Here is a 24,325-nt window from a genome sequence, read left to right as displayed (position 1 = left end):
GGATTTTTTTATGTGATCTCAATCACCAATACCCTCTCAATCATCAGGTAATGTTTTGTTCATATGATTATCACATGTTCATATGAACAAAAAAACTGAGTCCACTACGAGAGGTTCACGATGTCACAAGAGAGAAAACCCGTTGTCGCACTTACCATCGGCGATCCTGCCGGGATTGGCCCGGAAATTTCAGTCGCAACGATGATGAATAAAAGCGTCTACGACGAGTGCCAACCTTTTTTGATTGGCTCAGTTCCGATTATCGCCAGGGCCATGAAGATCATGGGATGCGATTTTCCGATAAACAAAATTTCCTATCCCCAAGAGGCCCGCTTCAGCTGGGGCACGCTGGATATTCTGGAAACCGGCGATTACGACTGCGAAAGCATTGAGTGGGGTAAAGTGCAGAAGCTGGCCGGGCAGATGTCGCTCGACTACGTGCTGAAATCTATCGAGCTGGGGAAAGCGGGCCTGATCGATGTGGTGTCTACCGCGCCAATTCATAAAGAAGCGATCAAGCTGGCGGGATGTAAGTTGCCGGGCCATACCGAAATCTATCAGGTTGAAACGCATTCCGATTACGGTCTGACCATGTTCCATGTGCATAACCTGCGGGTCTTCTTCGTTAGCCGTCATATGGCGCTTAAAGATGCCTGTGATTACGCCAATAAAGAACGCGTGCTGGCCTGCGTACAGCAGATTCACCATGAATTCACCGCGTTAAATATCAAAAATCCGCGTATTGCGGTCGCCGCGCTGAACCCGCACGGGTCAGACAACGGTCTGTTTGGGCATGAAGAAGCCGACAACCTGATCCCGGCGGTGAAAGCGGCGCAGGAAATGGGCATTAACGCTATCGGCCCGGTGCCGGCGGATTCCGTGTTCCACCTGGGCAAACTGGGCCACTATGACGCCATCCTCTCTCTTTACCACGACCAGGGGCATATCGCCTGCAAAACCCTCGATTTCGAACGTTCCGTCACCATCACTTTCGGCCTGCCGTTTATGCGCAGCTCCGTTGACCACGGCACGGCATTTGATATCGCCGGTACGGGTAAGGCGGGCACCGTCAGTATGCTGGAGTCCACGCTGGCTGCGGCGCGTTACTGGAAAATGAAAAACCAATAATCGCTGAGGTTAATGCGAAACAAAGGAGCAGAGAAATGGAAAAACATCTGTTGATCAGCAAGGGCAGTAAGGGCTGGGGTGGGCCGCTGTCCATTAATATTAGCCAGACGAAAAAAATTGCTTATATCACCGGGGGGATGCGTCCTCCGGTGGTTGAGCGCCTGAGCGAACTCACCGGCTGGCCGTCCGTTGATGTCTTTAAAAACGGCGAGCCGCCGGAAGAGGAAATCGGCCTGATGGTGATTGATTGCGGCGGTACGCTGCGCTGCGGTCTGTATCCCAAACGCGGTATCCCGACAATTAACCTCCATCCCACCGGGAAAAGCGGCCCGCTGGCTGAATTTATTCATGAAGGAATATATGTCTCCGGCGTGACGCCAGCCTGCATTGAGATGATCTGGCCGCAGGGCGAAGGCGGTAAGCTGGGGATCGTTGCCGACGATCTGACCGGCGCGACCACCGTCGGAGTGCTGCTGGCGCGCAGTGGCTTAAAAACCGCCGCTTTCTTTGATACCGAATCCTTTGCCCGTAATGAGGTGGAGTATCCGGCGATGGTGGTCAGCAGCGACAGCCGTCCGCTGCCGAAAGCGGAAGCTCAGCATCAGGTTAGCGCGGCGGTAAAGCAGCTACAGGCGCGCGGCGCGCATTACTTTACCAAGCGTATCGATACCACTCTGCGCGGCGGCATCGGCTTTGAAATTGACGCCATGCTGGAACAACTGCCGCTGGAAACGGTGGCCGTGGTGGTTCCGGCGATGCCGCAATCGCGTCGCATCCTCGTCGGCGGCTACTCGGTGATTGATTCCGTAGCGCTTTCGCGGACCGACGTGGCGCGCGATGTGCGTACGCCGGTCACCGAGTCCTGGGTGCCGGGGCTGCTGGCGGCGCAGACCCATCATCAGGTCGGGCATATCGCGCTGGCCTCGGTGATGAAAGGCGAGGCGCAGATCCAGCAGGATCTCCAGGAACAGCAGCTGCGCGGTGTGAGGGTTATCGTGGTCGATGCGATTACGCTTGAAGATGTCGATGCGATTGCCGGGGCGGTGATTGCGCTGAACTGGAACGTGCTGGCCGTTGATCCGGGACCGTTTACCGAGCGGCTGGCGGTGCGTCGCGGCCTGATGCGGGAAGCGCACAATAGCGCGTCAACGCCAACAACAGCCGACAGCCAGCGCGGTTCGATCCTCATCGTTGCCGGAAGCGCCACGCCGGTGACCAAAATGCAGCTTCAGCACCTGATCGCCAGTGATGACAGAGTTTGCCATATCCCCGTGGATGCCGAACTGCTGGTCGACAGGAAAAACGCCGCTGAAATCGAAGTTAATCGCGTGGTGCAGTATGCGCGGCAGTGCGTACCGGCGCAGCAGAACACGTTGTTTGTTTTTGAATCGGCGCTAACCGGGCGGCTGCTGGATCTTCAGGAGGAAGAGCAGCGATTCGGGCTGGCGCGCGGCCAGGCCGCGGAAAATATTAACCAGGGACTGGGAAATATCGTACGTGAAGTCCTTAATTGCGCATCGGGTGAAATTAAAGGTCTGTATATGACCGGCGGCGACACGATGGTGAATGTGCTGAAGGAGCTCGGCGCCACCGGTATCGAAATGATTGACTACGTCATTCCGCAAACCGATATGGTGCGTATTATCGGCGGCGATTATGCCGGATTGATTTGCGTCGGAAAAGGCGGATTAACCGGACCGCAGGATATTATCAGCACCATTGTCGAAAGAATTTATAAAGAAGCACAGCAATAATCCTGAAGTCTTATAACGAAATAACGACGTCACGGTATTCCGGGAAGTATTACGTCGCAACCTCTGTTTAATCATAATTTATGAGTTACCCTATGAACATAAATATACTTGAGAAAATGAATAAGGTGCCCGGCGGCTTAATTATTATTCCATTGCTCGCGGCAATTCTTATAAATACCTTTGCTCCCGACGTGCTTGGCATCGGCGGGCCGACGACGGCATTATTCAAAGTCGGCTCCAGCGCGATGATGGGGATTTTCCTGCTTATTTGCGGCACCTCGATTAATATCCGCCAGGCCGGGCTGCCGCTCTATAAAGGCGCGGTACTGCTGTTCCTGAAATGTCTGGCTGGCGCGCTGGCCGTGTGGGTCGCCGGGGCGATGTTTGGCCCTGCCGGTTTCCTGGGGATCTCTACCCTGGCGCTGATTGCCTGTTTAACCAGCTCCAACAGTTCGCTGTATATCGCGTTGTGCAGTAACTACGGCGATGCCAGTGATGCCGGAGCGATCTCCGTCTTCTGTATTAAGGATGGTCCGTTTGTGACCATGATGGTTCTGGGCGTCAGCGGTCTGGCCAATATTCCCTTCGCCGCGCTGCTGTCGATGCTGATCCCGCTGCTGATTGGCATGCTGTGGGGGAATCTCGATGAGCGCTTTAAACAGCTGTGCGCCGCCGCGCAGCCGCTGATCATCATCATCATGTCGTTTGCTATCGGGGCCAACTCCAGCATCGACACCGTCTTTACCGCCGGGCTGTCCGGGATCTTGCTTGGCGTGATCTCTGCGGTGACCGGCATTGTGTTCTACTTCATCTATAACCTGTTTCTCAGAAAGAAAACCGCGCTGGGCGCTGCGCTGGGGACTACTGCCGCCAGCTCAGCGCTGACGCCAGCGATGGTAGCGCAGGCCGATCCCTCGCTGGCGATTTACGTTGATGCCGCCACCGCGCAGCTGGCGACGGCGAGCATCATTACCATGATCACCGCGCCAATACTGGTGGCCTGGTTTGATAAACGCCTGAAAAAGCGCGCGCCGATGGTTGAACCGCTGAAAGAAGAAGATACGGAGAAAGTGGCGATCACCTCTCCGGCGACAAAAGGAAATAAATAAGATGACCGTGCCGTTGTATTCGCTCCTTATCACCGCTGTCGGGGAATATGTAAAACACTATCTGGAGGAACGGAAACTGATTTTATTCTCTGATGCCGTGCCTGACGATCTCGCGATGTATTGCGCCGTACATCAGGGCAGCGAGCTGACAGCGGAATTGTCGGTCGGGCAAATAATGAAAATAAATGAGACGGTTTATCCGGTGACGGCGGTGGGGAGTGTTGCAACGGCCAATTTAAAACAGCTTGGTCATATCACATTAAATTTTGATGGCGCTGTTACCGCTGAATTACCGGGAATGGTTCACCTTTGTGGCGAACCACCACGCAATATCCAGCCTGGCGACCGAATTTCTTTCTGCATCTGAATTAAAACTGAGTTAAGACGTACTGTTAAATTAAGGAAACGACCATGAAAACAATCGCTATTGGTGCGGATGATGCCGCCTATGCTTTCCGTGACGCTATTGTCGCCTGGCTGAATGGGCAGGGAATTAACGTTGTGGATTACAGCAGCGATAAACGCCAGGAGAGTACGGTTTACCCGGATGTTGCCCATGCGGTGGCGATGTCGATTAAGCAGGGCGAGCATGACCGCGGCATTCTGATCTGCGGCACCGGCATCGGGATGAGCATTGTGGCGAATAAAGTGCCGGGCATTCGTGCTGCCCAGTGCCACGATACGTTTTCCGCCGAACGGGCGCGCAAAAGCAATAATGCGCAGATTATTACCCTCGGCGCTCGCGTCATTGGCCCGGAACTGGGCAAAAAAATTATTCAGGCATGGCTTGAATCCGAATATGAAGGTGGCGGCTCGGCAGCGAAAGTGGAGCGTATTGATTATTACGAACACCAGCACGCCAGAAATGAATCTCCGCAGGCGTAATACAAGGAACAGACTATGAGCCAGTTAGACGAACTGAAAAAATACACCACGGTGGTTGCCGATACCGGCGATATTGAATCGATTAAAAAGTTTGCCCCGCAGGATGCGACCACCAACCCTTCGCTGGTGCTGAAGGCCGCGCAGCTGCCGCAGTATCAGCCGCTGATTGCCGACGCGATCGGTAAGGCCCGTCAGCAGGGTGGCAGCGCGGAAACGCAGCTGATTAACGCCTGCGACCAGGTGGCGGTGGATATCGGCACTGAAGTGCTGCGTCATGTGCCGGGGCGCATTTCCACCGAAGTCGATGCCCGTTTTGCATGGGATCGCGGGATGTGCGTGTCGAAAGCGCGCAAGCTTATCAAGATGTATGAAAAGAACGGCATCGGCCCGGAGCGTATTCTTATCAAACTCGCCGCCACCTGGGAGGGCATCCGCGCAGCGGAAGAGCTGGAGCAGAGCGGCATCAACTGCAATCTGACCCTGCTGTTCTCCTTCGCCCAGGCGCGGGCCTGCGCCGAAGCGGGCGTCTTTTTAATCTCGCCGTTTGTGGGGCGTATTTACGACTGGTATCAGAAAAATCAGCCGCAGACGACGTATCAGGTCGACAGCGATCCAGGGGTGGCTTCCGTGCGCCAGATTTATCAGTACTACAAGTCGCACGGCTACGACACCGTGGTGATGGGCGCCAGCTTTCGCCGTATTGAGCAGATCCAGGCGCTGGCAGGCTGCGACCGGTTGACAATCTCTCCGGCGCTGCTGGATGAACTGGCCGCCAGCGAAGGCGCGCTGACCCGCCAGCTGGAACCCGGCTGTGTGACGGAAACCCGCCCCAGCCCGATGACCCAGGCGGAATTCCTCTGGCAGCACAATCAGGATCCGATGGCGGTGGAAAAGCTGGCGGAAGGTATCCGGCTGTTTGCCGTTGATCAGGTCAAACTGGAAAACCAGATCCGGCAGATGCTGTAAGCGGGGGAGAAAGGAGTGATGAATACGATGACGACGACTTGCCGCCTGTGCGCCAATGCGCTGCGTGCGCTGAGCATGGACGCAGTACAGAAAGCCAAATCCGGTCATCCGGGCGCCCCGATGGGTATGGCTGACATTGCCGAAGTCCTGTGGCGTGATTTCCTGAAACATAACCCGAACAACCCGTCCTGGGCGGACCGCGACCGCTTTGTGCTGTCCAACGGCCACGGCTCAATGCTGATTTACAGCCTGCTGCACCTCACCGGTTACGACCTGCCAGTTGAAGAGCTGAAAAACTTCCGCCAGCTGCACTCGAAAACGCCGGGTCACCCGGAAGTGGGCTACACCGCAGGTGTGGAAACCACCACCGGCCCGCTGGGTCAGGGCATTGCCAACGCCGTAGGTATGGCGGTTGCGGAGAAAACGCTGGCGGCGCAGTTCAACCGTCCGGGCCACGACATCGTTGACCACTTCACTTACGCCTTCCTGGGCGACGGCTGCATGATGGAAGGCATCTCCCACGAGGCGTGCTCCCTGGCCGGAACCCTGAAGCTGGGCAAACTGATTGCGTTCTACGATGACAACGGTATCTCCATCGACGGTCATGTTGAAGGCTGGTTCACCGACGACACCGCGAAGCGCTTCGAAGCCTACGGCTGGCACGTGGTGCGCGGCGTTGACGGTCACGATGCTGACGCGATTAAACGCGCGGTGGAAGAAGCACGTGCGGTCACCGACAAACCGTCCCTGCTGATGTGCAAAACCATCATCGGCTTCGGTTCGCCGAACAAGGCGGGCACCCACGATTCTCACGGCGCGCCGCTGGGCGATGCGGAAATCGCGCTGACCCGCGAAGCGCTCGGCTGGAAGCACCCGGCGTTTGAAATTCCGTCGGAAATCTATGCGCAGTGGGATGCGAAGGAAGCGGGCCAGGCGAAGGAGTCCGCGTGGAATGAGAAGTTCGCCGCTTACGCGAAGGCCTTCCCGCAGGAAGCCGCCGAGTTCACCCGCCGGATGAAGGGCGAGATGCCGTCTGACTTCGACGCGAAAGCGAATGAATTTATCGCGAAGCTGCAGGCGAACCCGGCGAAAATCGCCAGCCGTAAGGCCTCTCAGAATGCGATTGAAGCGTTCGGCCCGCTGCTGCCGGAGTTCCTCGGCGGCTCCGCAGACCTGGCGCCGTCAAACCTGACCCTGTGGTCCGGTTCGAAAGCGATTAACGAGGAGAGCGCCGGTAACTATATCCACTACGGGGTGCGCGAGTTCGGGATGACCGCGATTGCCAACGGTATCGCCCTGCACGGCGGCTTCCTGCCGTACACCTCCACCTTCCTGATGTTCGTGGAATATGCGCGTAACGCGGTGCGCATGGCGGCGCTGATGAAACAGCGCCAGGTGATGGTCTACACCCACGACTCCATCGGTCTGGGCGAGGACGGCCCGACGCACCAGCCGGTGGAGCAGGTGGCGTCGCTGCGCGTGACGCCGAACATGAGCACATGGCGTCCGTGCGACCAGGTGGAATCTGCGGTGGCGTGGAAGTACGGCGTGGAGCGTCAGGACGGCCCGACGGCGCTGATCCTGTCGCGTCAGAACCTGGCGCAGCAGGAGCGTACGCCGGAGCAGCTGGCGAACATCGCGCGCGGCGGCTACGTGCTGAAAGAGTGCGCAGGTTCGCAGCCGGAGCTGATTTTCATCGCCACCGGTTCTGAAGTTGAGCTGGCGGTTGCGGCTTACGAAAAACTGATTGCCGAAGGGGTGAAGGTGCGGGTGGTGTCAATGCCGTCCACCGATGCGTTCGACAGACAGGATGAGGCGTACCGTGAAGCGGTGCTGCCGAAAGCGGTGAGCGCGCGTGTGGCAGTGGAAGCGGGCATTGCCGACTACTGGTACAAGTACGTGGGCCTGAACGGGGCGATAGTCGGCATGACCACCTTCGGTGAGTCGGCACCGGCGGAGCAGCTGTTCGAAGCGTTCGGCTTCACCGTCGGCAACGTGGTCGCGAAAGCGCTGCTGTGCCAATAGTTTACTGATTGCGGTTCTGAAAAAATAACCCTTAAGGGTTAGCTTGTTAGATTAAATTTATCCGGAAATAAAATTTATTTCCGGATTTTTTATTTGTCTGGTCCTGTTTCACAAATTATAAAACTCTATTTCTATCAAAAGATGCTCACTTTATTAAAGAAATCATGCTGTTTTATATTCTCCTGGTGAATGTTTGAGTGCTTAATAAAAATAAATGCGACCTGAAATCAGCCGCATGCAAAAGGTGGTGCTTTAATTTTATTTGCATGATGAATGTGTATACAGTTTTCGGAATTTATTTAGGTTGTGAAAGTAGTTGGTATAAATAAAAGAAATTAGAATGCAGGCTCAACTAATATTTATATAGGGATATACTATGCGTAAACTAGCAAAAACAGCGCTGCTGACTGTGCTTATTTCTGCTGGCAATGTTGCCGTAGCCGAAGATGGCCGAATTACTTTTGATGGCACAATTAGTGATGCCACCTGCATCATCACCGGGGGAGATGGCCAGGGAGAAACGGCAAGCCCAAATTTCACTGTCCATTTGCCTCCTGTCAGCACCACGGCATTGGCCGCTAAAGGCGAGCGCGCGGGCGATACCAACTTCTATATTAATCTTAGCGGCGCGAATTGTGAGGATGGTAAAATAGCCAGCGTTTACTTTGAAGTTGGCCAAAGTGTAAATATCGACCCTGAGACGGGGAACCTCAAAAATACTATCGCCGAAACGAACGGCGGCGCCGGGAACGTGCAGGTGGGCTTACTTAATGCCAGCAAAGCGGTTCTGAATCTGAACACGCCCACTACGGATACAACAACCAAAACGATTAAAGATAATACTGCGCGCTTTGACTACTGGGCACAGTATGTTGCCACGGATGGTGCGGCAACGGCAGGAAGGGTAAATACTGACGTTGCATATTCCATTAAATATCAATAAGTCACAGTGGCGGAGAGATCCGCCATTTATCTAATCTGAAGGAGCAGAGGATATGATAAGGAAGTTAACCGCACATATTGCTGTGGTATTTTGTCTGGCATTCTCTTTTGAAGCAATGGCAACGATTCAAATTTTAACGACGCGGGTGGTTCTCAATGCAGCTGAAAAAGAGCAAAGCGTACGTATTAATAACGTAGGAACCAAACCTGATCTGGTGCAGGTGTGGCTGTCCAGTTCAGATAAAATCAGCGGGGCAGAGAAGGAGCAGCTCCCCTTCTTTATTAATCCACCCGTCGCCAGAGTCAATGGTCAGAAAGGAAAAGTGTTTCGTATTTTCCAGACCGCCGAAGCCGTTAATAAATACCCTAAAGATCGGGAAACGCTGCTTTGGCTTAACGTCCTGGATATTCCTTCTGAACAGCCCGAAGATGCTGATAAGAATCAAATCAAAATGGCGTTCAGAACCTTAATCAAATTTTTCTACCGTCCGGCGGGGTTAAAAGGAAGTCCGATAGAAGCGGGCGATAACTTAACGTGGACATTGCAGAAAAAGGCCAGGGGGTATGAGGTAACGGGGACCAACAGATCGCCTTATTATGTCAGCATGTCTAACGTCTGGCTAACGGATGCGCAGGGTAATGATGTCAAGGTTGAAGGCCAGATGGTTGCTCCCTTTAGTACGCTGACTTACCGCTTCCCGCAGGTGAATGCCGTTCAGGGACGTGGGGTATTTAAATACAACTATATTACTGATTTAGGTGCATATATTAAGCGTACTTATAATTTTTAAAATTTAAGGATAGCCAGATCAGGATGGTTTATTTTCACTTTTTATCAAAAAAGTTAAAACAGCTCAGACGGACAGGGCTCGTTAATCCATTTATTTTTCTTACGCTTTTAACCGTGCTTTCCGCGCAGGCCAGGAGTGAGGGCCCGGCTGTAAACTTTTCTCGTGGCTTTATGAAGTTTTACGACAGCGGTATCGATCTTACCCAGTTTGATGGCAAAGAAAAAATCCTGCCGGGTGATTACAAATTAGACATCTATAGCAATCGTAAAAAAATCGATTCATGGATGATAAAAATCATCTCCGCTGACAATTCACAGGGAATTAATGGCTTTGTTGAATAAATCAGATTTCGGGTAAGTCTCCCCCGTAGCGGGTTGTGTTTTCAGGCAATACGCACGCTTTCAGGCATACCTGCTTTCGTCATTTTGTTCAGCGCTCGTACCAGGGCCATAGCCTCCGCAACCTGACCATCGTAGTCACGCAGCGTCAGTGAACCCCCGAACAGCTGTTTTACCCGGTACATCGCCGTTTCCGCTATCGAGCGACGGTTGTAATCTGTTGTCCATTTCCACCGCGCATTACTCCCGGTCATTCGCTGATTAGCCACTGCACGGTTACGGTCTGCATATTCACCGGGCCAGTAACCCGCACCTTTTCGGGGAGGAATAAGCGCGCTGATTTTTTTGCGGCGCAGTTCATCGTGACAGAGCCGGGTATCGTAAGCCCCGTCTGCCGCGGCTGCCCTGATTTTTCTGTGAGTCTGCCGGATAAGGCCCGGGAAGGCTTCTGAGTCCGTGACGTTATTCAGCGACAGGTCTGCACAGACAACTTCATGTGTGTTGCTGTCAACAGCAAGATGCAACTTTCGCCAGATACGACGGCGCTCTTTGCCGTGCTTTCTGACTTTCCATTCGCCTTCACCAAAGACCTTCAGCCCGGTGGAATCAATCACCAGGTGTGCGATTTCACCCCGGGTGGACGTTTTGAAACTGACATTAACCGACTTTGCCCGCTTACTGACACTGGTGTAATCCGGGCAGCGCAACGGAACGTTCATCAGGGCAAAAATGGAATCAATAAAACCCTGCGCAGCCCGCAGGGTCAGCCGGAATACGCGTTTAATCACCAGAACGGTGGTGATGGCGAGATCAGAATAGCGCTGGGGCCTTCCTCGTGATGAAGGTGTTGCCGACTCATACCAGGCCTGAATCGCCTCATCATCCAGCCAGAAAGTGAGGGAGCCACGGTTGATGAGAGCTTTGTTGTAGGTGGACCAGTTGGTGATTCTGAACTTTTGCTTTGCCACGGAATGGTCTGTGTTGTCGGGAGGATGCGTGATCTGATCCTTCAACTCAGCAAAAGTTCGATTTATTCAACAAAGCCTAACGGCATTGCTGACGCCGGAGAGATTAATTCCAATAGCAACATCAGCAATATTGATGTGGGCGATTATACCGTTGACACGATTATCGCGGGCTATGACGTTAAGGTTAATACAAAAACGATTGATGAGCTGGCGATGGGGATTAGCCCACTGCCTACTATCAAGGAGATGATCTCGATTCCTGGCATGTTCGAAATTTCTACTGATTTCAAAAAAGCCAGAGAAGCGGAAAAAAATGGCGCGGATTATCCGGGGCCGGCAAACAACATCGTCCCGGTTTATGAAACCCGTCCCTCCATGCTTGATCAGAGCGGCTATACGGGATCGGAATATTTCTTTAACAAAGTGGGCTACGATCCGCAAAAACCGGTCAACGTTATCGGGGATAACTACTTCACTTCTGAGCTGATCCGCCGCGAGGTCACTGATTCGGTGGGGAGTTTCTTCTCGGTACGTGACGGACTGGAAGGCGATGAGCTTGTTCAGGCGTTAATGAATAACGCCGGTGATGCGGCGCAAAATAGTGAGCTTGGGTTAGTCGTTGGTGAACCCCTGTCTCAGGAACAGCGAGAGAAACTGGATAGCGACATCGTCTGGTATGTGAATCAGACCGTGAACGGTGTGGATGTGCTGGTGCCGGTTGTTTATTTGAGCCCGAAAACGTTGCAGCAGATGGAGAGCGGCGAGGTTAACGGCGGCAGCGCGGCAATGCATGCCGGGAACAATATGAATGTTGATGCTGATGCAATCAACAATATGAACGGCTCCATCTCTTCAGGCGGTAATATGACGCTGGTGTCAGACGGTGACATCAATAACGTCAGCAACGGCATGAATTCCGGTATTTCTGCCGGGGGCGATATCAATATGTCGACCACCAACGGCGACATTAATAATGACGGCGCGGCGATTCGCGCCGACGGCGATATCGCGATGCGCGCGGAAAATGGCGACATCACCATGACCGCCAGCGTAGGCCATAGCGAAGATGGTAAGCAGGTGATTCATGCTTATGATGATGGCGTGACCGCAGGCGGCAGTATCAGCATGGAAGCGAAAACGATTACCTCGAATGCCTCAGACATTACTGCGGGTCAGGATGTCAGTCTGAAGGCCACTGAAGGGGATGTGCTCTTTAACGATCTGCACGAAATCGACGCTACCCGCGTCATTGATAATGACGTCAGAAATGCCTTCAATTTCACGCTATCCGATAAGTCCAGCACCACCGGCACCGCCATTGGCAGTAATGTGAAAGCTGGCGGCAATATGAACATTGAGGCTAAAAATGATGTGGTGATGGAAGGCGGCACCTATTCTGCGAAAACGGGGAGCATCTCAGCGGAAAACAACGTCACGATCAAAACGTCAGAAAATGTTTCGCATACGGAAGAACATACCTCCAGTCGCGAGTTCCATATCGGGGCAGGGGTTAACGCTGGCGGTCAGTCAGTGCAGGCGGACCTGAGCACGATGGAAGGCACTTCCAGAACGATCACCTCTGGCGATTACGAAAGCGCCGGTTCTCAGTCCGATACCTCTGCGATTGGTAAAAAGCCGGGACGTGCGCCGGTAAACGATGCTGCGGGCTTCCACATGAAGTTTACTTCGCAAAGTGAATCTACCGTTACTGACATCAAAAAGAATACCAACGCCTCGATCAGTTTCACTGACTCAGGAACGATTAACGCCAACAAGACCGTCGACATTGGCGGCGCGGACCTGAGCGCGGGCGAGTCTTTGAGCATTAATGCAGAAGATGTCACCAGCACCAAATATCTGGATGAGGAAAAGACCACCACCACCCGTAGCGAGGTGAATTTTGGTATTTCTGGTGAAGCGCACAGCACGCTGGTCGACTCTACCGATAAGGTCGGTAACCTGATCGAGAAATCGGAAGATGGCCAGGATATTAATGCTGCCACAACGACTGCCGAAGTATTGGGCGATGCTTCCAACCTGTTGCTCAACGATCTTGCCGGTGGTTCCGTAACGATTGGCGGCGGTAAGAAGACATCGCAATCTACCAGCAGGACAACATCGGAAAATATTACCAACGTTAATGCGAAAAATATTTCCATTAACACCAAAAAAGATACCACCCTTAACGGCGTTGATATCAAAGGCGATGAGGTAGAAATCAACGCCGGTGGTGATGTGACGATGAACGCTGCGAAATCGACATCAACCTACAGCAACTCCAGCGAGGAACATTTTGCCGGGGTGACCGCGGGCGTTGGCGTGGATGTGAGCGGCCCCAGCGGCGGTGCTTCTGTGGACTACCGCGGCAATCAGGAGCAGGGTTCCGGCGATTCAACCCATTACACCAACAGCACAATCGCCGCTGATAAAGTGAAGATAAAAACCGGCGGCGATATGGCCATGACCGGGGCGAATATCGAAGCGAATACCGCCGATGTCGATGTGGCAGGCAACCTGGACATTACCTCGGTGCAGGATACGGTTCATACCGATAACGAGCGGCAGAACTGGGGCGGTTCGGTCGGGGTCGCGGTTTCGACGAAAGGAACGATGCCTACTGCCGCAGTTAACGGCGGCGGCGGCTCGGAAGCGTATGATGAAGCAACCACGGCAAAACAGTCCGGCATCCATACTTCTGGCGAACTGAATGTTAAGACCGGCGGCGATCTGAACATGACAGGGGCGAATATCGTCTCTGACGAGGGGACGGGGTCGGTGAACGTTGCGGGTGACATCAACGCGAAAAACCTCGAAGACAGCATTGAGCAGGATGGCCTGTACGGCGGTGGCGGTGTGGGTATTGGCGGCGTGCCGGGCAAAAAAGGCGCTATACCGTCTGCCAATATTTATGTCGACACCGTTGATGAAATTCATCGCAATGAGACGCAAAAATCGACCATTGCCGTCGGAGACGTTACCAGTAAAGGTACGACCGGCGAGATCAATACCAACAAAGACGAAATGTCCGTCGTGACGCGAGACGAGAAGGAAGCGGGTAATAATATCTCCTTCACGGTTGCCGATCCGGGCATGCGCAAGAAGAGTAAGGGGAAATATAACGTTGATACCCCGGATGCTCCGCGCAACAGAAACAACGGCGCGGCAGGAGAGAAAAAGGTTGATTTCACGCCAGCTAAACCTGCGCGTAGCGAAGAGGTGCCAAAGGTCACGCCGCAGAAAGCCGAAGAGCTGAAGCCAGCGCCGAAACCCGCGGAAAGTGCAACGAAGACGGACTTCACGCCGGCTAAACCTGCGCGCAGCGAAGAGGTTCCGCAGTTGACGCCGCAGAAGGCCGACGATCTTAAGCCGTCGCCGAAGCCAGCGGAAAGCACGACGAAGAAGGAGGTCACGCCGTCTGAAACCGCGCGCAGCGAAGAGGTTCCGGCAGCGACGCCGCAGAAGGCCGACAATCTGAAGCCGACGCCGAAGCCTGCGGAAAGCGCGACGAAGAAGGAGGTCACGCCGTCTGAAACCGCGCGCAGCGAAGAGGTTCCGGCAGCGACCCCGCAGAAGGCCGACGATCTGAAACCGACGCCGAAGCCTGCGGAAAGCGCAACGCCGAAACAGGCTGACAGCACCCCGCCGAAGAAGAAATGGGATGTTCCGAATACGAACTACCCAGCGCTGTCTCCAGGGTCTGCTACCGGTAAATCGGGGATGAACGTGCCGAAGACGCCGACGCATAAAAAATGGAACGGCGACATGACCAACGGCGTGATGCCTTCCTCCGGTAACGGCGATGGCGTGAAGCTGTCTCCGGGATCTTCCACCGGACAGACGGGGATGAACGTGCCTAAAGCGCCGGCGCATAAAAAATGGAACAGCGACATGACCAACGGCGTGATGCCGTCCTCCGGCAACGGCGACGGCGTGAAGCTGTCGCCGGGGTCTTCCACCGGACAGACGGGGATGGACATGCCGAAGACGCCGGAACCTAAACACTGGAACGGTAAATCGGGGATGTCAGACGTCACGCGCCAACCTGTCGGCCAGCGCTGGGTGCCATTAATGCAGGAAACAGCGATTGACGCTTACGCCACCGTCTACATTGAGTTTGATAACACGCGTATGAGTTAAGCGCTCATTTTCCCGCTATCTCCTCTGGCGGGGATGCGCATTACTCCTCAAGGCCATCGGCGTTCTGCTGATGGCCTTTCACGTTTTACGGTGCGCGCAAATCCGACGATTATTCCAGTAAAAATGTGACAGAAGTCAGATAATTTCCCACTTCGTCTGGACAATCATTTCTTTTATTCCCCGTTTCGCTTATTCTAGCTGAAGCGTTTCAGTCGATTAAATGTTCGACAAATAATCAATCAGTCGCACTTTGCGACAGGTAAGGTTTCCCTGAGCGATGCGCTGGATTACTCTGTCAGCCCCATCTGAACCGGGACAGCCTTGCAGGAGATCTATGACCGTACGCGTAGCGATTAATGGCTTCGGTCGCATCGGACGTAATGTGGTTCGTGCTCTGTATGAATCAGGACGTCGGGCGGAAATGACCGTGGTGGCGATCAACGAACTGGCGGATGCCGCGGGCATGGCGCATTTGTTGAAATATGACACCAGCCACGGACGTTTTGCCTGGGATATCCGCCATGAGCGCGAGCAGCTCATCGTCGGTGACGACGTGATTCGCATCCTGCATGAGCCGTCGCTTGACGCGTTGCCCTGGCGCGAGCTGGGCGTTGACGTTGTGCTCGACTGTACGGGCGTATACGGCAACCGGCAGCATGGCGAAGCGCATATCGCCGCTGGCGCGAAGAAAGTGCTCTTTTCGCATCCGGGCAGCAACGATCTCGACGCAACCATCGTGTTTGGCGTCAATCAGGATCAGCTGCGTGCGGAACACCGTATCGTCTCAAACGCCTCCTGCACCACAAATTGCATCATCCCCGTCATCAAATTATTAGATGATGCCTATGGCATAGAATCGGGTACGGTGACGACAATACACTCCGCGATGCACGATCAGCAGGTTATTGATGCGTACCATCCCGACCTGCGACGCACGCGTGCGGCGAGCCAGTCGATCATTCCGGTCGATACCAAACTGGCGGCGGGCATTACCCGTATTTTTCCGCAGTTTAACGATCGTTTTGAGGCGATTGCGGTGCGTGTTCCGACGATTAACGTCACCGCAATCGACTTAAGCGTTACGGTGAAGAAACCGGTAAAAGCTAATGAAGTCAACCAGTTGCTGCAAAAAAGCGGCACAAGGTGCATTTCATGATATAGTTGACTATACGGAATTACCGTTGGTCTCAGTAGATTTTAATCACGACCCGCATAGCGCCATTGTCGATGGCACCCAGACGCGGGTCAGTGGTGGGCACCTGATAAAGACGCTGGTCTGGTGCGATAATGAATGGGGCTTTGCTAACAGAATGCTCGACACCACGTTAGCAATGGCCGCACAAGGTTTCAGGTGAGACACGCAGGTGTCTGCAAAACTTTATCAAGAATCAATGAGAGGATTCACCATGTCTGTAATCAAGATGACCGATCTGGATCTTGCTGGTAAACGCGTTTTCATCCGTGCGGATCTGAACGTACCAGTAAAAGAAGGGAAAGTAACCAGCGACGCGCGTATCCGCGCCTCTCTGCCGACCATCGAACTGGCTCTGAAACAGGGTGCGAAAGTGATGGTGACTTCCCACCTGGGTCGTCCTACCGAAGGCGAGTACAACGAAGAATTCTCTCTGCTGCCGGTTGTTAACTACCTGAAAGAGAAGCTCTCTAACCCGGTTCGTCTGGTAAAAGATTACCTTGATGGCGTTGAAGTGGCTGCCGGTGAGCTGGTGGTTCTGGAAAACGTTCGTTTCAACAAAGGCGAGAAGAAAGACGACGAAGCGCTGTCCAAAAAATATGCCGCCCTGTGCGACGTGTTCGTTATGGACGCTTTCGGTACTGCTCACCGTGCTCAGGCTTCAACTCACGGTATCGGCAAATTCGCTGACGTTGCCTGCGCAGGCCCGCTGCTGGCGGCTGAACTGGACGCGCTGGGTAAAGCGCTGAAAGAGCCGGCTCGTCCGATGGTTGCTATCGTTGGCGGTTCTAAAGTTTCCACTAAACTGACCGTGCTGGATTCGCTGTCTAAAATCGCCGATCAGCTGATCGTCGGCGGCGGTATCGCCAACACCTTCGTTGCCGCTCAGGGCCATGGCGTGGGCAAATCCCTGTACGAAGCTGACCTGGTTGACGAAGCAAAACGTCTGCTGACCACCTGCGATATCCCGGTTCCGACTGACGTTCGCGTCGCGACCGAGTTCTCTGAAACCGCAGCGGCAACCCTGAAATCCGTGTCTGACGTGAAAGAAGACGAACAGATTCTGGACATCGGCGACGCCTCTGCGCAGCAGCTGGCTGAAATCCTGAAGAATGCGAAAACCATTCTGTGGAACGGTCCGGTTGGCGTGTTTGAGTTCCCGAACTTCCGTAAAGGGACTGAAATCGTGGCGAACGCCATTGCTGAAAGCGAAGCGTTCTCTATCGCTGGCGGCGGCGACACCCTGGCGGCTATCGATCTGTTCGGTATTGCAGACAAAATCTCCTACATCTCCACTGGCGGCGGCGCATTCCTCGAATTCGTCGAAGGCAAAGTGCTGCCGGCAGTAGCGATGCTCGAAGAGCGTGCGAAGCAGTAAGTTTGTTCAGGCGGGGAAACCCGCCTGTTTTTCAGCGCGCTGAAAGGCTCGCTCCCCCGTTTTAACGGTCGAAGTTACAGAAACAGGACTCGCAACATGTCTAAAATTTTTGATTTCGTAAAACCTGGCGTTATCACTGGCGATGACGTACAGAAAGTTTTCCAGGTAGCAAAAGAAAACAACTTTGCTCTGCCCGCAGTTAACTGCGTCGGCACCGATTCCATCAACGCCGTTCTGGAAACTGCTGCGAAAGTAAAAGCACCGGTTATCGTCCAGTTCTCTAACGGTGGCGCTTCCTTTATCGCGGGGAAAGGCGTGAAAACCGACGTTCCTCAGGGCGCGGCAATCCTGGGCGCAATCTCTGGCGCGCATCACGTTCATCAGATGGCTGAACACTATGGCGTTCCGGTTATCCTGCACACTGACCACTGCGCGAAGAAACTGCTGCCGTGGATCGACGGTCTGCTGGACGCAGGTGAAAAACACTTCGCTGCGACCGGTAAGCCGCTGTTCTCTTCTCACATGATCGACCTGTCCGAAGAGTCTCTGGAAGAGAACATCGAAATCTGCTCTAAATACCTGGCGCGCATGTCCAAAATCGGCATGACCCTGGAAATTGAACTGGGTTGCACCGGTGGCGAAGAAGACGGCGTGGACAACAGCCACATGGACGCTTCTGCCCTGTACACCCAGCCGGAAGATGTGGATTACGCATACACCGAGCTGAGCAAAATCAGCCCGCGCTTCACCATCGCCGCTTCCTTCGGTAACGTACACGGCGTTTACAAGCCGGGTAACGTGGTACTGACTCCGACTATCCTGCGCGACTCTCAGGAATATGTTTCTAAGAAACACAACCTGCCGCACAACAGCCTGAACTTCGTGTTCCACGGCGGTTCCGGTTCTACCGCTCAGGAGATCAAAGATTCCGTCAGCTATGGCGTAATCAAAATGAACATCGATACCGATACCCAATGGGCGACCTGGGAAGGTGTTCTGAAATACTACAAAGAAAACGAAGCGTATCTGCAGGGTCAGCTGGGCAACCCGAAAGGCGAAGACCAGCCGAACAAGAAATACTACGATCCGCGCGTATGGCTGCGTGCCGGTCAGGCTTCCATGATTACTCGTCTGGAACAGGCTTTCAAAGAACTGAACGCGGTAGACGTTCTGTAATTTTGCCTGCGTGCTTGTTGAAATGGCTTCCTTCGGGAAGCCATTTTTTTGCCTGCCTGCCGGATGGCGGCTTCGCCTTATCCGGCCTGCAAATCAGCAATAACTTACTACCGCGTTACGCAGGTGCCTTTTTCGCCCGCCAGAATTTGTGAGGCGTCCTGGAGCGCGCCGATAAACGCCGGGTTCCCGGTCTGTTTCACAAACTGAATTACCGCTGCGGCTTTTGGGCCCATTGCGCCATCCGGCGCGGCGAAGGGGGCCAGTTCCTCTGTTGTCACATGGCGTAACGCCCGCGCCTGCGGAGTACCCCAGTTTTCATATACGGCATCGGCGTCTGTCAGGATCAGCAGGCGATCGGCGTTAATTTCGCTCGCCAGCACTGCCGCCGTCAGATCTTTATCAATCACCGCTTCGGTTCCATGATATCCGCCATCCTGCGCCACAACCGGGACGCCGCCGCCTCCACAGCAGATCACCGTATGTCCCGCTTCCATCAGCGTCTGAATAGCGTCCCTGTCGATGATGTTCTTTGGTGTCGGTGAAGGAACAACCCGGCGGAGGTACTGACCATCCGGCTTCATCGTCCAGCCGTAGCGTTTTTCCAGTTCGGTCCGTTGTTCTGGTTGATAGACCGGCCCGATATATTTTCCCGGTGCGGCAAAAGCGTCATCGTCAGGAGACACTTCCACGCGCGTCATCAGCGTCGTCACGGGCGCGCCGCCTTTGAACTGTGTTAATGCCTGGGCGATGGCGACGCCAATCATCCCCTGGCTTTCCGCCACCAGAATATCTAACGGCCAGGCGGGGGAATCTGTGTACACTACGTTTTGTAATGCCAGCAGCCCGACCTGCGGCCCATTGCCGTGAACTATCACCAGCTGATAATCGTCTGCCAGTGTTGCCGCTATCTTTGCAAAAAGCTGTATGCTCCGTTGTTGATTTTCCGCACTTAATATCTCTCCTCTTTGTAATAACGCATTGCCGCCCAGCGCGATAACCAGTTTCTTTTTCATTTTAGCCTCAATAAATAAAATATCTCGCGGCCAAAATACCGATATAGATACCTGATATTGTGATTGCGCCGACAAACCTGCTATCCGCAAAAATATCTGATTAATCTCCATTGTATTTATTTAAAAGCGTTTAAAAATGATTGTTAGATATTTTTTAATAATTGACGCGTCAGTTGCCAGAAATTTATAACAATGACTTTTGTGTGACTTTGTTCAAAAGAAAAGAGCAAGCAGCCCGATAAGGTAAGGATAGTGTAAACATCTATCTTCATCGTTTGGGGTATTTAATACCGGGAGACAGCTTATGTCTGGTTCATGTGAGGTGACGGACGTCACAAATAAAAAAGGAATACCCGCCTGGTGGGTCACTATTTTCCTGTTCTGGCTGGGATGGATTTTTATGTATGCCGACCGGACAATATTAAATCCGGTAATGGGCGAACTGGAAAAAGAGTTTGGTCTGAGCGGCACGCAACTGGGTATTCTGAATTCGGTATTCTATTTTTCTTATGCGTTATTACAGGTTCCGGCCGGTATTCTTGGCGACAAAATCGGTAAGAAAAAGGTGCTGGTGCCTGGATTTATTCTGTTTGGCGTCTTTACGGCCGTTACCGGCTGGGCGAAAAGCTGGTACACGCTGCTGTTTGCCCGCGTGGTAACGGGAGCCGGAGAAGGCACCTATTACGGCCCCCAGTATGGTTTATCCTCCGAGCAAATCCCTAAAAAATACCGCTCTCTGGGCAGCGCCATTATCAACAGCGGCATGGCTTTTGGTATCGCCCTGGGGCTGATGACGTCGAGCTGGCTGGTATACGATCAGGGCTATTCATGGCGGATGCCGTTCTATGCGATGGCTATCCCCTCCGTACTGGTTGGGTTAGCGATCTGGTTTTTGGTCAAAGAGAAAAAACGCGCCGCCGATACCGATGGCAAGCAGGTGAAAAAAGGCAAATTCAGCGATCTGCTGAAAAACCGTAATCTGATTCTTACCTATATTATGGTGTTCTGCAGCCTGTTTGGATTCTTCGTTATTCTGACCTGGCTTCCCTATTATCTGCAAAATGAACGGGGTATTGCCGGTAGCGATACGGGCTTTATTTCTTCGTTGGTGGCATGGATTTCTATTCCCGGCGCGCTGTTATTCTCCAGCCTGTCTGACAAATTAGGTAAACGCAAACCGTTAATTATGTTCCTCGTGCCGGTTGCGATTATCAGCATGCTGTCAATTATCTGGATGCCCAATATGACGGGGGTCATTATTGCTCTGTGCGTCTATGGCCTGGTTGGGAAACTGGCGCTGGACCCGGTTCTGGTTGCGCTGGTGGCCGACAGTGTTGATGAAAATAATTACAGCACCGCGTTTGGTTTATTTAATTTTATCGGCATGAGCTCTTCGATTCTTGCGCCGATTATCGCCGGTGCGGCGCGTGATATCACCGGTAGCCTGGCATCCAGTTTTTATGTTTCTGCCACTTTGTTGGCAATAGGGCTGGTTGCAATGCTGTTTTTGAAAGAAAAACGTACATAAGAGGTAGCGGTAATGATTTACGCCTTTATTAAAAAGGGAAGTTTTCAGGACTCTGTCAGCCTGATGATTATTTCCCGTAAATTAAGTGAACACCCGGAAGTGGATCAGGTGTCGGTAATGATGGGCACACCCGCCAATAAGGCGATGCTGGACTCCACCGGTTTCTGGCATGACGATTTTGCCGACGCGACGCCGAACGATATTTGCGTCGCGGTGCGGACGCTGGAGGCGCGGCCGGACATCCTCGATCTCATCCGCGAACAGCTGGAAAAAGAGTTAAGCGCGATTGCTAACGCGTCGGGCAGTACGCAACAGTTGCTGAAAGCGCGCCGCTGGGAAAGCGCCTGTCAGAAGCTGCCGCAGGCTAATCTGCTGCTGGTTTCGGTTGCCGGGGAGTATGCGGCCTCGGTTGCCAGAGAAGGGCTGCTGGCGGGCAAAAATGTCATGCTGTTCTCCGACAACGTACCGCTGGCGCAGGAGGTTGAACTGAAAACCCTGGCCCATGAGCGCGGGCTGATCGTGATGGGCCCGGACTGCGGTACGGCGATGATTGCCGGCAGTCCACTGGCGTTCGCCAACGTCCTGCCGGAAGGCGGTATCGGGGTTATCGGCGCCTCCGGGACCGGTATTCAGGAGATGACCTCGCAGATTGCCCTGCACCAGCAGGGGATCAGCCATGCGATTGGCCTGGGCGGGCGCGATCTCTGTGCGGAAGTCGGCGGGATCAGCGCGTTAACCGCCCTTGACATGCTGGCCTGCGACGATGCCACGCAGGTTATCGCTTTTGTCTCCAAACCCCCGTCGCCGCTGGTCAGAACGCGGATTATTGATGCGATGCAGAAGGTCGGAAAACCGGTGGTCGCGCTGTTCCTCGGCAGCAAGCCGGAGCAGCGCCGCGAGGGGAACGTCTGGCTGGCGAATTCCCTGTCCGATGCCGCGCAGCTGGCGGTACGGTTGATGCGCGTTGCGCAACAGCGAACCCGTCAGCCAGACGTTGCAGGCAAAGCCATTTATGGCCTGTATGCCGGTGGGACCCTCGCCGCAGAGGTTGCGATGTTACTGTCCGCCGGGCTTAACGTTCCGGTCAGCGACAGTCACGCCGACGGTGTGATGCTGGAAGCCGAAGGCCATCGTATTGTTGATCTGGGCGATGACAGTTATACCCTGGGCAGGCCGCACCCCATGATCGATCCTGTTACCCGCAGCATCGAAATCGAAAAGCTGGCCGCGATGCCGGAGGTGGGCGTTTTGCTGCTGGATGTCGTGTTGGGCTATGGCGCCTGCGGCGATCCGGCGGGGGCGGTGGTCGAGGCGGTTGAGAAAGTTCGCGCGAAACGTGCCGCGCCGCTGGTGACCATCGCTACCCTGACCGGTACCGACGCAGACCCGCAGGGACGCAGTCAACAAACCGACATCCTGCACGCCGCTGGCATTGCGGTGGTGGAAACTCTCGAAGAAGCCGTTCTGCTTGCCATCAGCCTGACGCGCCACCAGGACGCCAGCCCTTCGGGCCGCCATAGCGCCCTACTGGACGGTATTCAGGTGATTAACGCCGGATTACGCAGCTTCGCGCTGGATTTGCAAAGCAGCGGCACGCCGGTTGTGCATTTTCAGTGGGCGCCCGTTGCCGGTGGCGATGCGCGTCTCGCCAGTTTACTCAAGCAGTTACATTAAGTTCAGAGGTATCGACATGTATTCATCAATTGCCCAGGCTAATGACGCCATTATTGAACGTATTAAAGCCGCACGTCCGCACTGGCTTGCCGTCACTCCTGCAAAAGACGCCATCGCGGAGCTGTCCACTGGCCGAAAATTGCTTCATGCAGGCCCGCCGATCGCGTGGCAGGATATGACCGGTCCGATGCGCGGCGCATGCATTGGCGCGTCGCTGTTTGAAGGATGGGCGGTCAGTGAGGCGGAGGCGATAGCGCTGCTGAACAGGGGAGAGGTGGAATTTATTCCTTGCCATCACGTTGGCGCGGTGGGGCCAATGGGCGGTATCACCTCCGCAAATATGCCCGTGCTGGTGGTTCGTGATGTGGTGCACGGCAATCAGTCGTACTGCAACCTGAACGAAGGAATTGGTAAAGTGATGCGCTTTGGCGCCTACGGCGACGATGTGCAGGCCCGTCTGCGCTGGATGCGCGACACGCTGGCGCCGGTGCTCCAGCAGGCGTTATCACGTCTGGAAAACGGCGTTGATCTGACGGCGTTGATGGCCCAGGCGATCGCTATGGGTGATGAATTTCATCAGCGTAACATTGCCGCCTCTTCACTGTTGCTTCGCATATTGTCTCCCGCGATCTCGGGGCTGGAGCGTCCGAAAGCAGAGATTGTCGACGTGATGCAATTCCTCAGCGTGACCGATCAATTCTTCCTCAATCTGGCAATGGCCTACAGTAAAGCGGTAATGGATGCGGCAGCAGAGATCAAAGCTGGTTCCGTTGTAACCGCGATGACCCGTAACGGGCGTGAATTCGGCATTCGCGTCAGCGGCACCGGCGACCGCTGGTTTACCGCGCCGGTGAACACGCCGCAGGGCTTGTTCTTTACGGGTTACAGCCAGGCTGACGCCAACCCCGATATTGGCGATAGCGCGATTACCGAAACGCTGGGCATTGGCGGTGCGGCGATGATCGCCGCGCCCGGCGTGACGCGCTTTGTCGGCGCCGGGGGAATGGGGGCAGCGCTGGAAACCTCCGAAGAGATGGCGGAAATTTATCTCGACCACAACCCGCTGTTCCAGATCCCTTCCTGGGATTTTAAAGGCGCGTGTCTGGGGCTGGATATTCGTCGCGTGGTGGAGACGGGGATTACGCCGTTGATCAATACCGGTATTGCTCACCGCGAAGCGGGGATTGGTCAGGTTGGCGCCGGCACCGTGCGCGCGCCGTTGCTCTGTTTCGAAAAAGCGCTGGAGGCGCTGGCCGAAGAGCATCACATCACCGCGTAGTTTTTCTGCGTTCCAGGCCGGATAAGGCGCAGCCGCCATCCG

Annotated in this window: 18 protein-coding genes and 1 pseudogene; 17 read left to right on the top strand and 2 right to left on the bottom strand. The window is 54.2% G+C overall.

The features are described 5' to 3' along the window. Positions 1 to 120 precede the first annotated feature (120 nt). The 10 genes from pdxA (at position 121) to K7R23_RS01225 (ending at position 9,941) form a co-directional block, all read left to right on the top strand. The gene (gene pdxA, locus K7R23_RS01270) at positions 121 to 1,128 is read left to right on the top strand and encodes a 4-hydroxythreonine-4-phosphate dehydrogenase PdxA (protein WP_012908868.1); all 1,008 of its coding nucleotides are present in this window, start codon (positions 121 to 123) and stop codon (positions 1,126 to 1,128) included. 35 nt (positions 1,129 to 1,163) lie between these two features. Next, a complete protein-coding gene (locus K7R23_RS01265; RefSeq protein ID WP_012908869.1) occupies positions 1,164 to 2,882 on the top strand; it encodes a four-carbon acid sugar kinase family protein in 1,719 nt (572 codons plus the stop codon). Positions 2,883 to 2,974: 92 nt separating this feature from the next. Further along, a complete protein-coding gene (locus K7R23_RS01260; protein ID WP_012908870.1) occupies positions 2,975 to 3,991 on the top strand; it encodes a 2-keto-3-deoxygluconate permease in 1,017 nt (338 codons plus the stop codon). Position 3,992: 1 nt separating this feature from the next. Next, complete coding sequence (locus K7R23_RS01255) at positions 3,993 to 4,358, top strand: PTS glucitol/sorbitol transporter subunit IIA (protein ID WP_012908871.1); 366 nt, start codon at positions 3,993 to 3,995, stop codon at positions 4,356 to 4,358. Between the two features lie 44 nt (positions 4,359 to 4,402). Beyond that, positions 4,403 to 4,876, top strand: a complete 474-nt coding sequence (gene rpiB / locus K7R23_RS01250; RefSeq protein ID WP_012908872.1) for a ribose 5-phosphate isomerase B — start codon at positions 4,403 to 4,405, stop codon at positions 4,874 to 4,876. A gap of 15 nt (positions 4,877 to 4,891) precedes the next feature. Next, positions 4,892 to 5,842, top strand: a complete 951-nt coding sequence (tal, locus tag K7R23_RS01245) for a transaldolase (RefSeq protein ID WP_012908873.1) — start codon at positions 4,892 to 4,894, stop codon at positions 5,840 to 5,842. Between the two features lie 27 nt (positions 5,843 to 5,869). Beyond that, entirely contained in the window at positions 5,870 to 7,867 is a 1,998-nt protein-coding gene (gene tkt / locus K7R23_RS01240; RefSeq protein ID WP_081442381.1) for a transketolase, read from the top strand. 376 nt (positions 7,868 to 8,243) lie between these two features. Then, on the top strand, positions 8,244 to 8,810 hold the full coding sequence (locus K7R23_RS01235) for a fimbrial protein (protein ID WP_012908875.1): 567 nt from the start codon (positions 8,244 to 8,246) through the stop codon (positions 8,808 to 8,810). A gap of 52 nt (positions 8,811 to 8,862) precedes the next feature. Beyond that, positions 8,863 to 9,600, top strand: a complete 738-nt coding sequence (locus K7R23_RS01230) for a fimbrial biogenesis chaperone (protein WP_012908876.1) — start codon at positions 8,863 to 8,865, stop codon at positions 9,598 to 9,600. A gap of 23 nt (positions 9,601 to 9,623) precedes the next feature. Beyond that, on the top strand, positions 9,624 to 9,941 hold the full coding sequence (locus K7R23_RS01225; RefSeq protein WP_024133122.1) for a FimD/PapC N-terminal domain-containing protein: 318 nt from the start codon (positions 9,624 to 9,626) through the stop codon (positions 9,939 to 9,941). 41 nt (positions 9,942 to 9,982) lie between these two features. Here K7R23_RS01225 and K7R23_RS01220 read toward each other — a convergent pair whose 3' ends face one another. Beyond that, complete coding sequence (locus tag K7R23_RS01220) at positions 9,983 to 10,951, bottom strand: IS5 family transposase (RefSeq protein WP_012904651.1); 969 nt, start codon at positions 10,949 to 10,951, stop codon at positions 9,983 to 9,985. Here K7R23_RS01220 and K7R23_RS01215 point away from each other — a divergent pair. The 4 genes and pseudogenes from K7R23_RS01215 (at position 10,931) to fbaA (ending at position 18,789) form a co-directional block, all read left to right on the top strand. Then, entirely contained in the window at positions 10,931 to 15,043 is a 4,113-nt protein-coding gene (locus tag K7R23_RS01215; protein WP_024133123.1) for a hemagglutinin repeat-containing protein, read from the top strand. The genes K7R23_RS01220 and K7R23_RS01215 overlap by 21 nt on opposite strands. 334 nt (positions 15,044 to 15,377) lie before the next feature. Next, positions 15,378 to 16,398: pseudogene (epd, locus tag K7R23_RS01210) on the top strand (erythrose-4-phosphate dehydrogenase). 51 nt (positions 16,399 to 16,449) lie between these two features. After that, positions 16,450 to 17,613 (top strand): phosphoglycerate kinase, encoded by a 1,164-nt coding sequence (gene pgk / locus K7R23_RS01205; RefSeq protein ID WP_012908878.1) that lies wholly within the window; start codon positions 16,450 to 16,452, stop codon positions 17,611 to 17,613. A gap of 96 nt (positions 17,614 to 17,709) precedes the next feature. Then, the gene (gene fbaA, locus K7R23_RS01200) at positions 17,710 to 18,789 is read left to right on the top strand and encodes a class II fructose-bisphosphate aldolase (protein WP_012908879.1); all 1,080 of its coding nucleotides are present in this window, start codon (positions 17,710 to 17,712) and stop codon (positions 18,787 to 18,789) included. A 107-nt stretch (positions 18,790 to 18,896) separates the two neighbouring features. Here the strand turns inward: fbaA and K7R23_RS01195 are convergent, their stop codons facing one another. After that, positions 18,897 to 19,802: a carbamate kinase gene (locus K7R23_RS01195; RefSeq protein ID WP_024133124.1), complete on the bottom strand. Its 906-nt coding sequence runs from the start codon at positions 19,800 to 19,802 to the stop codon at positions 18,897 to 18,899. 304 nt (positions 19,803 to 20,106) lie between these two features. Between K7R23_RS01195 and K7R23_RS01190 the strand changes: the two genes are divergently transcribed. Genes K7R23_RS01190 through K7R23_RS01180 form a run of 3 tightly spaced genes read left to right on the top strand, consistent with a single transcriptional unit; the run spans position 20,107 to position 24,283 of the window. Further along, on the top strand, positions 20,107 to 21,330 hold the full coding sequence (locus K7R23_RS01190) for an MFS transporter (protein ID WP_012908881.1): 1,224 nt from the start codon (positions 20,107 to 20,109) through the stop codon (positions 21,328 to 21,330). 12 nt (positions 21,331 to 21,342) lie between these two features. Continuing rightward, on the top strand, positions 21,343 to 23,004 hold the full coding sequence (locus K7R23_RS01185) for an acyl-CoA synthetase FdrA (RefSeq protein ID WP_012908882.1): 1,662 nt from the start codon (positions 21,343 to 21,345) through the stop codon (positions 23,002 to 23,004). Between the two features lie 16 nt (positions 23,005 to 23,020). Next, the gene (locus K7R23_RS01180) at positions 23,021 to 24,283 is read left to right on the top strand and encodes a YlbE family protein (protein ID WP_012908883.1); all 1,263 of its coding nucleotides are present in this window, start codon (positions 23,021 to 23,023) and stop codon (positions 24,281 to 24,283) included. Positions 24,284 to 24,325: the final 42 nt, after the last annotated feature.

Source organism: Citrobacter rodentium NBRC 105723 = DSM 16636, from assembly GCF_021278985.1.
Lineage (GTDB): Bacteria > Pseudomonadota > Gammaproteobacteria > Enterobacterales > Enterobacteriaceae > Citrobacter_A > Citrobacter_A rodentium.
This window is presented reverse-complemented; position numbering and strand designations above follow the sequence as displayed.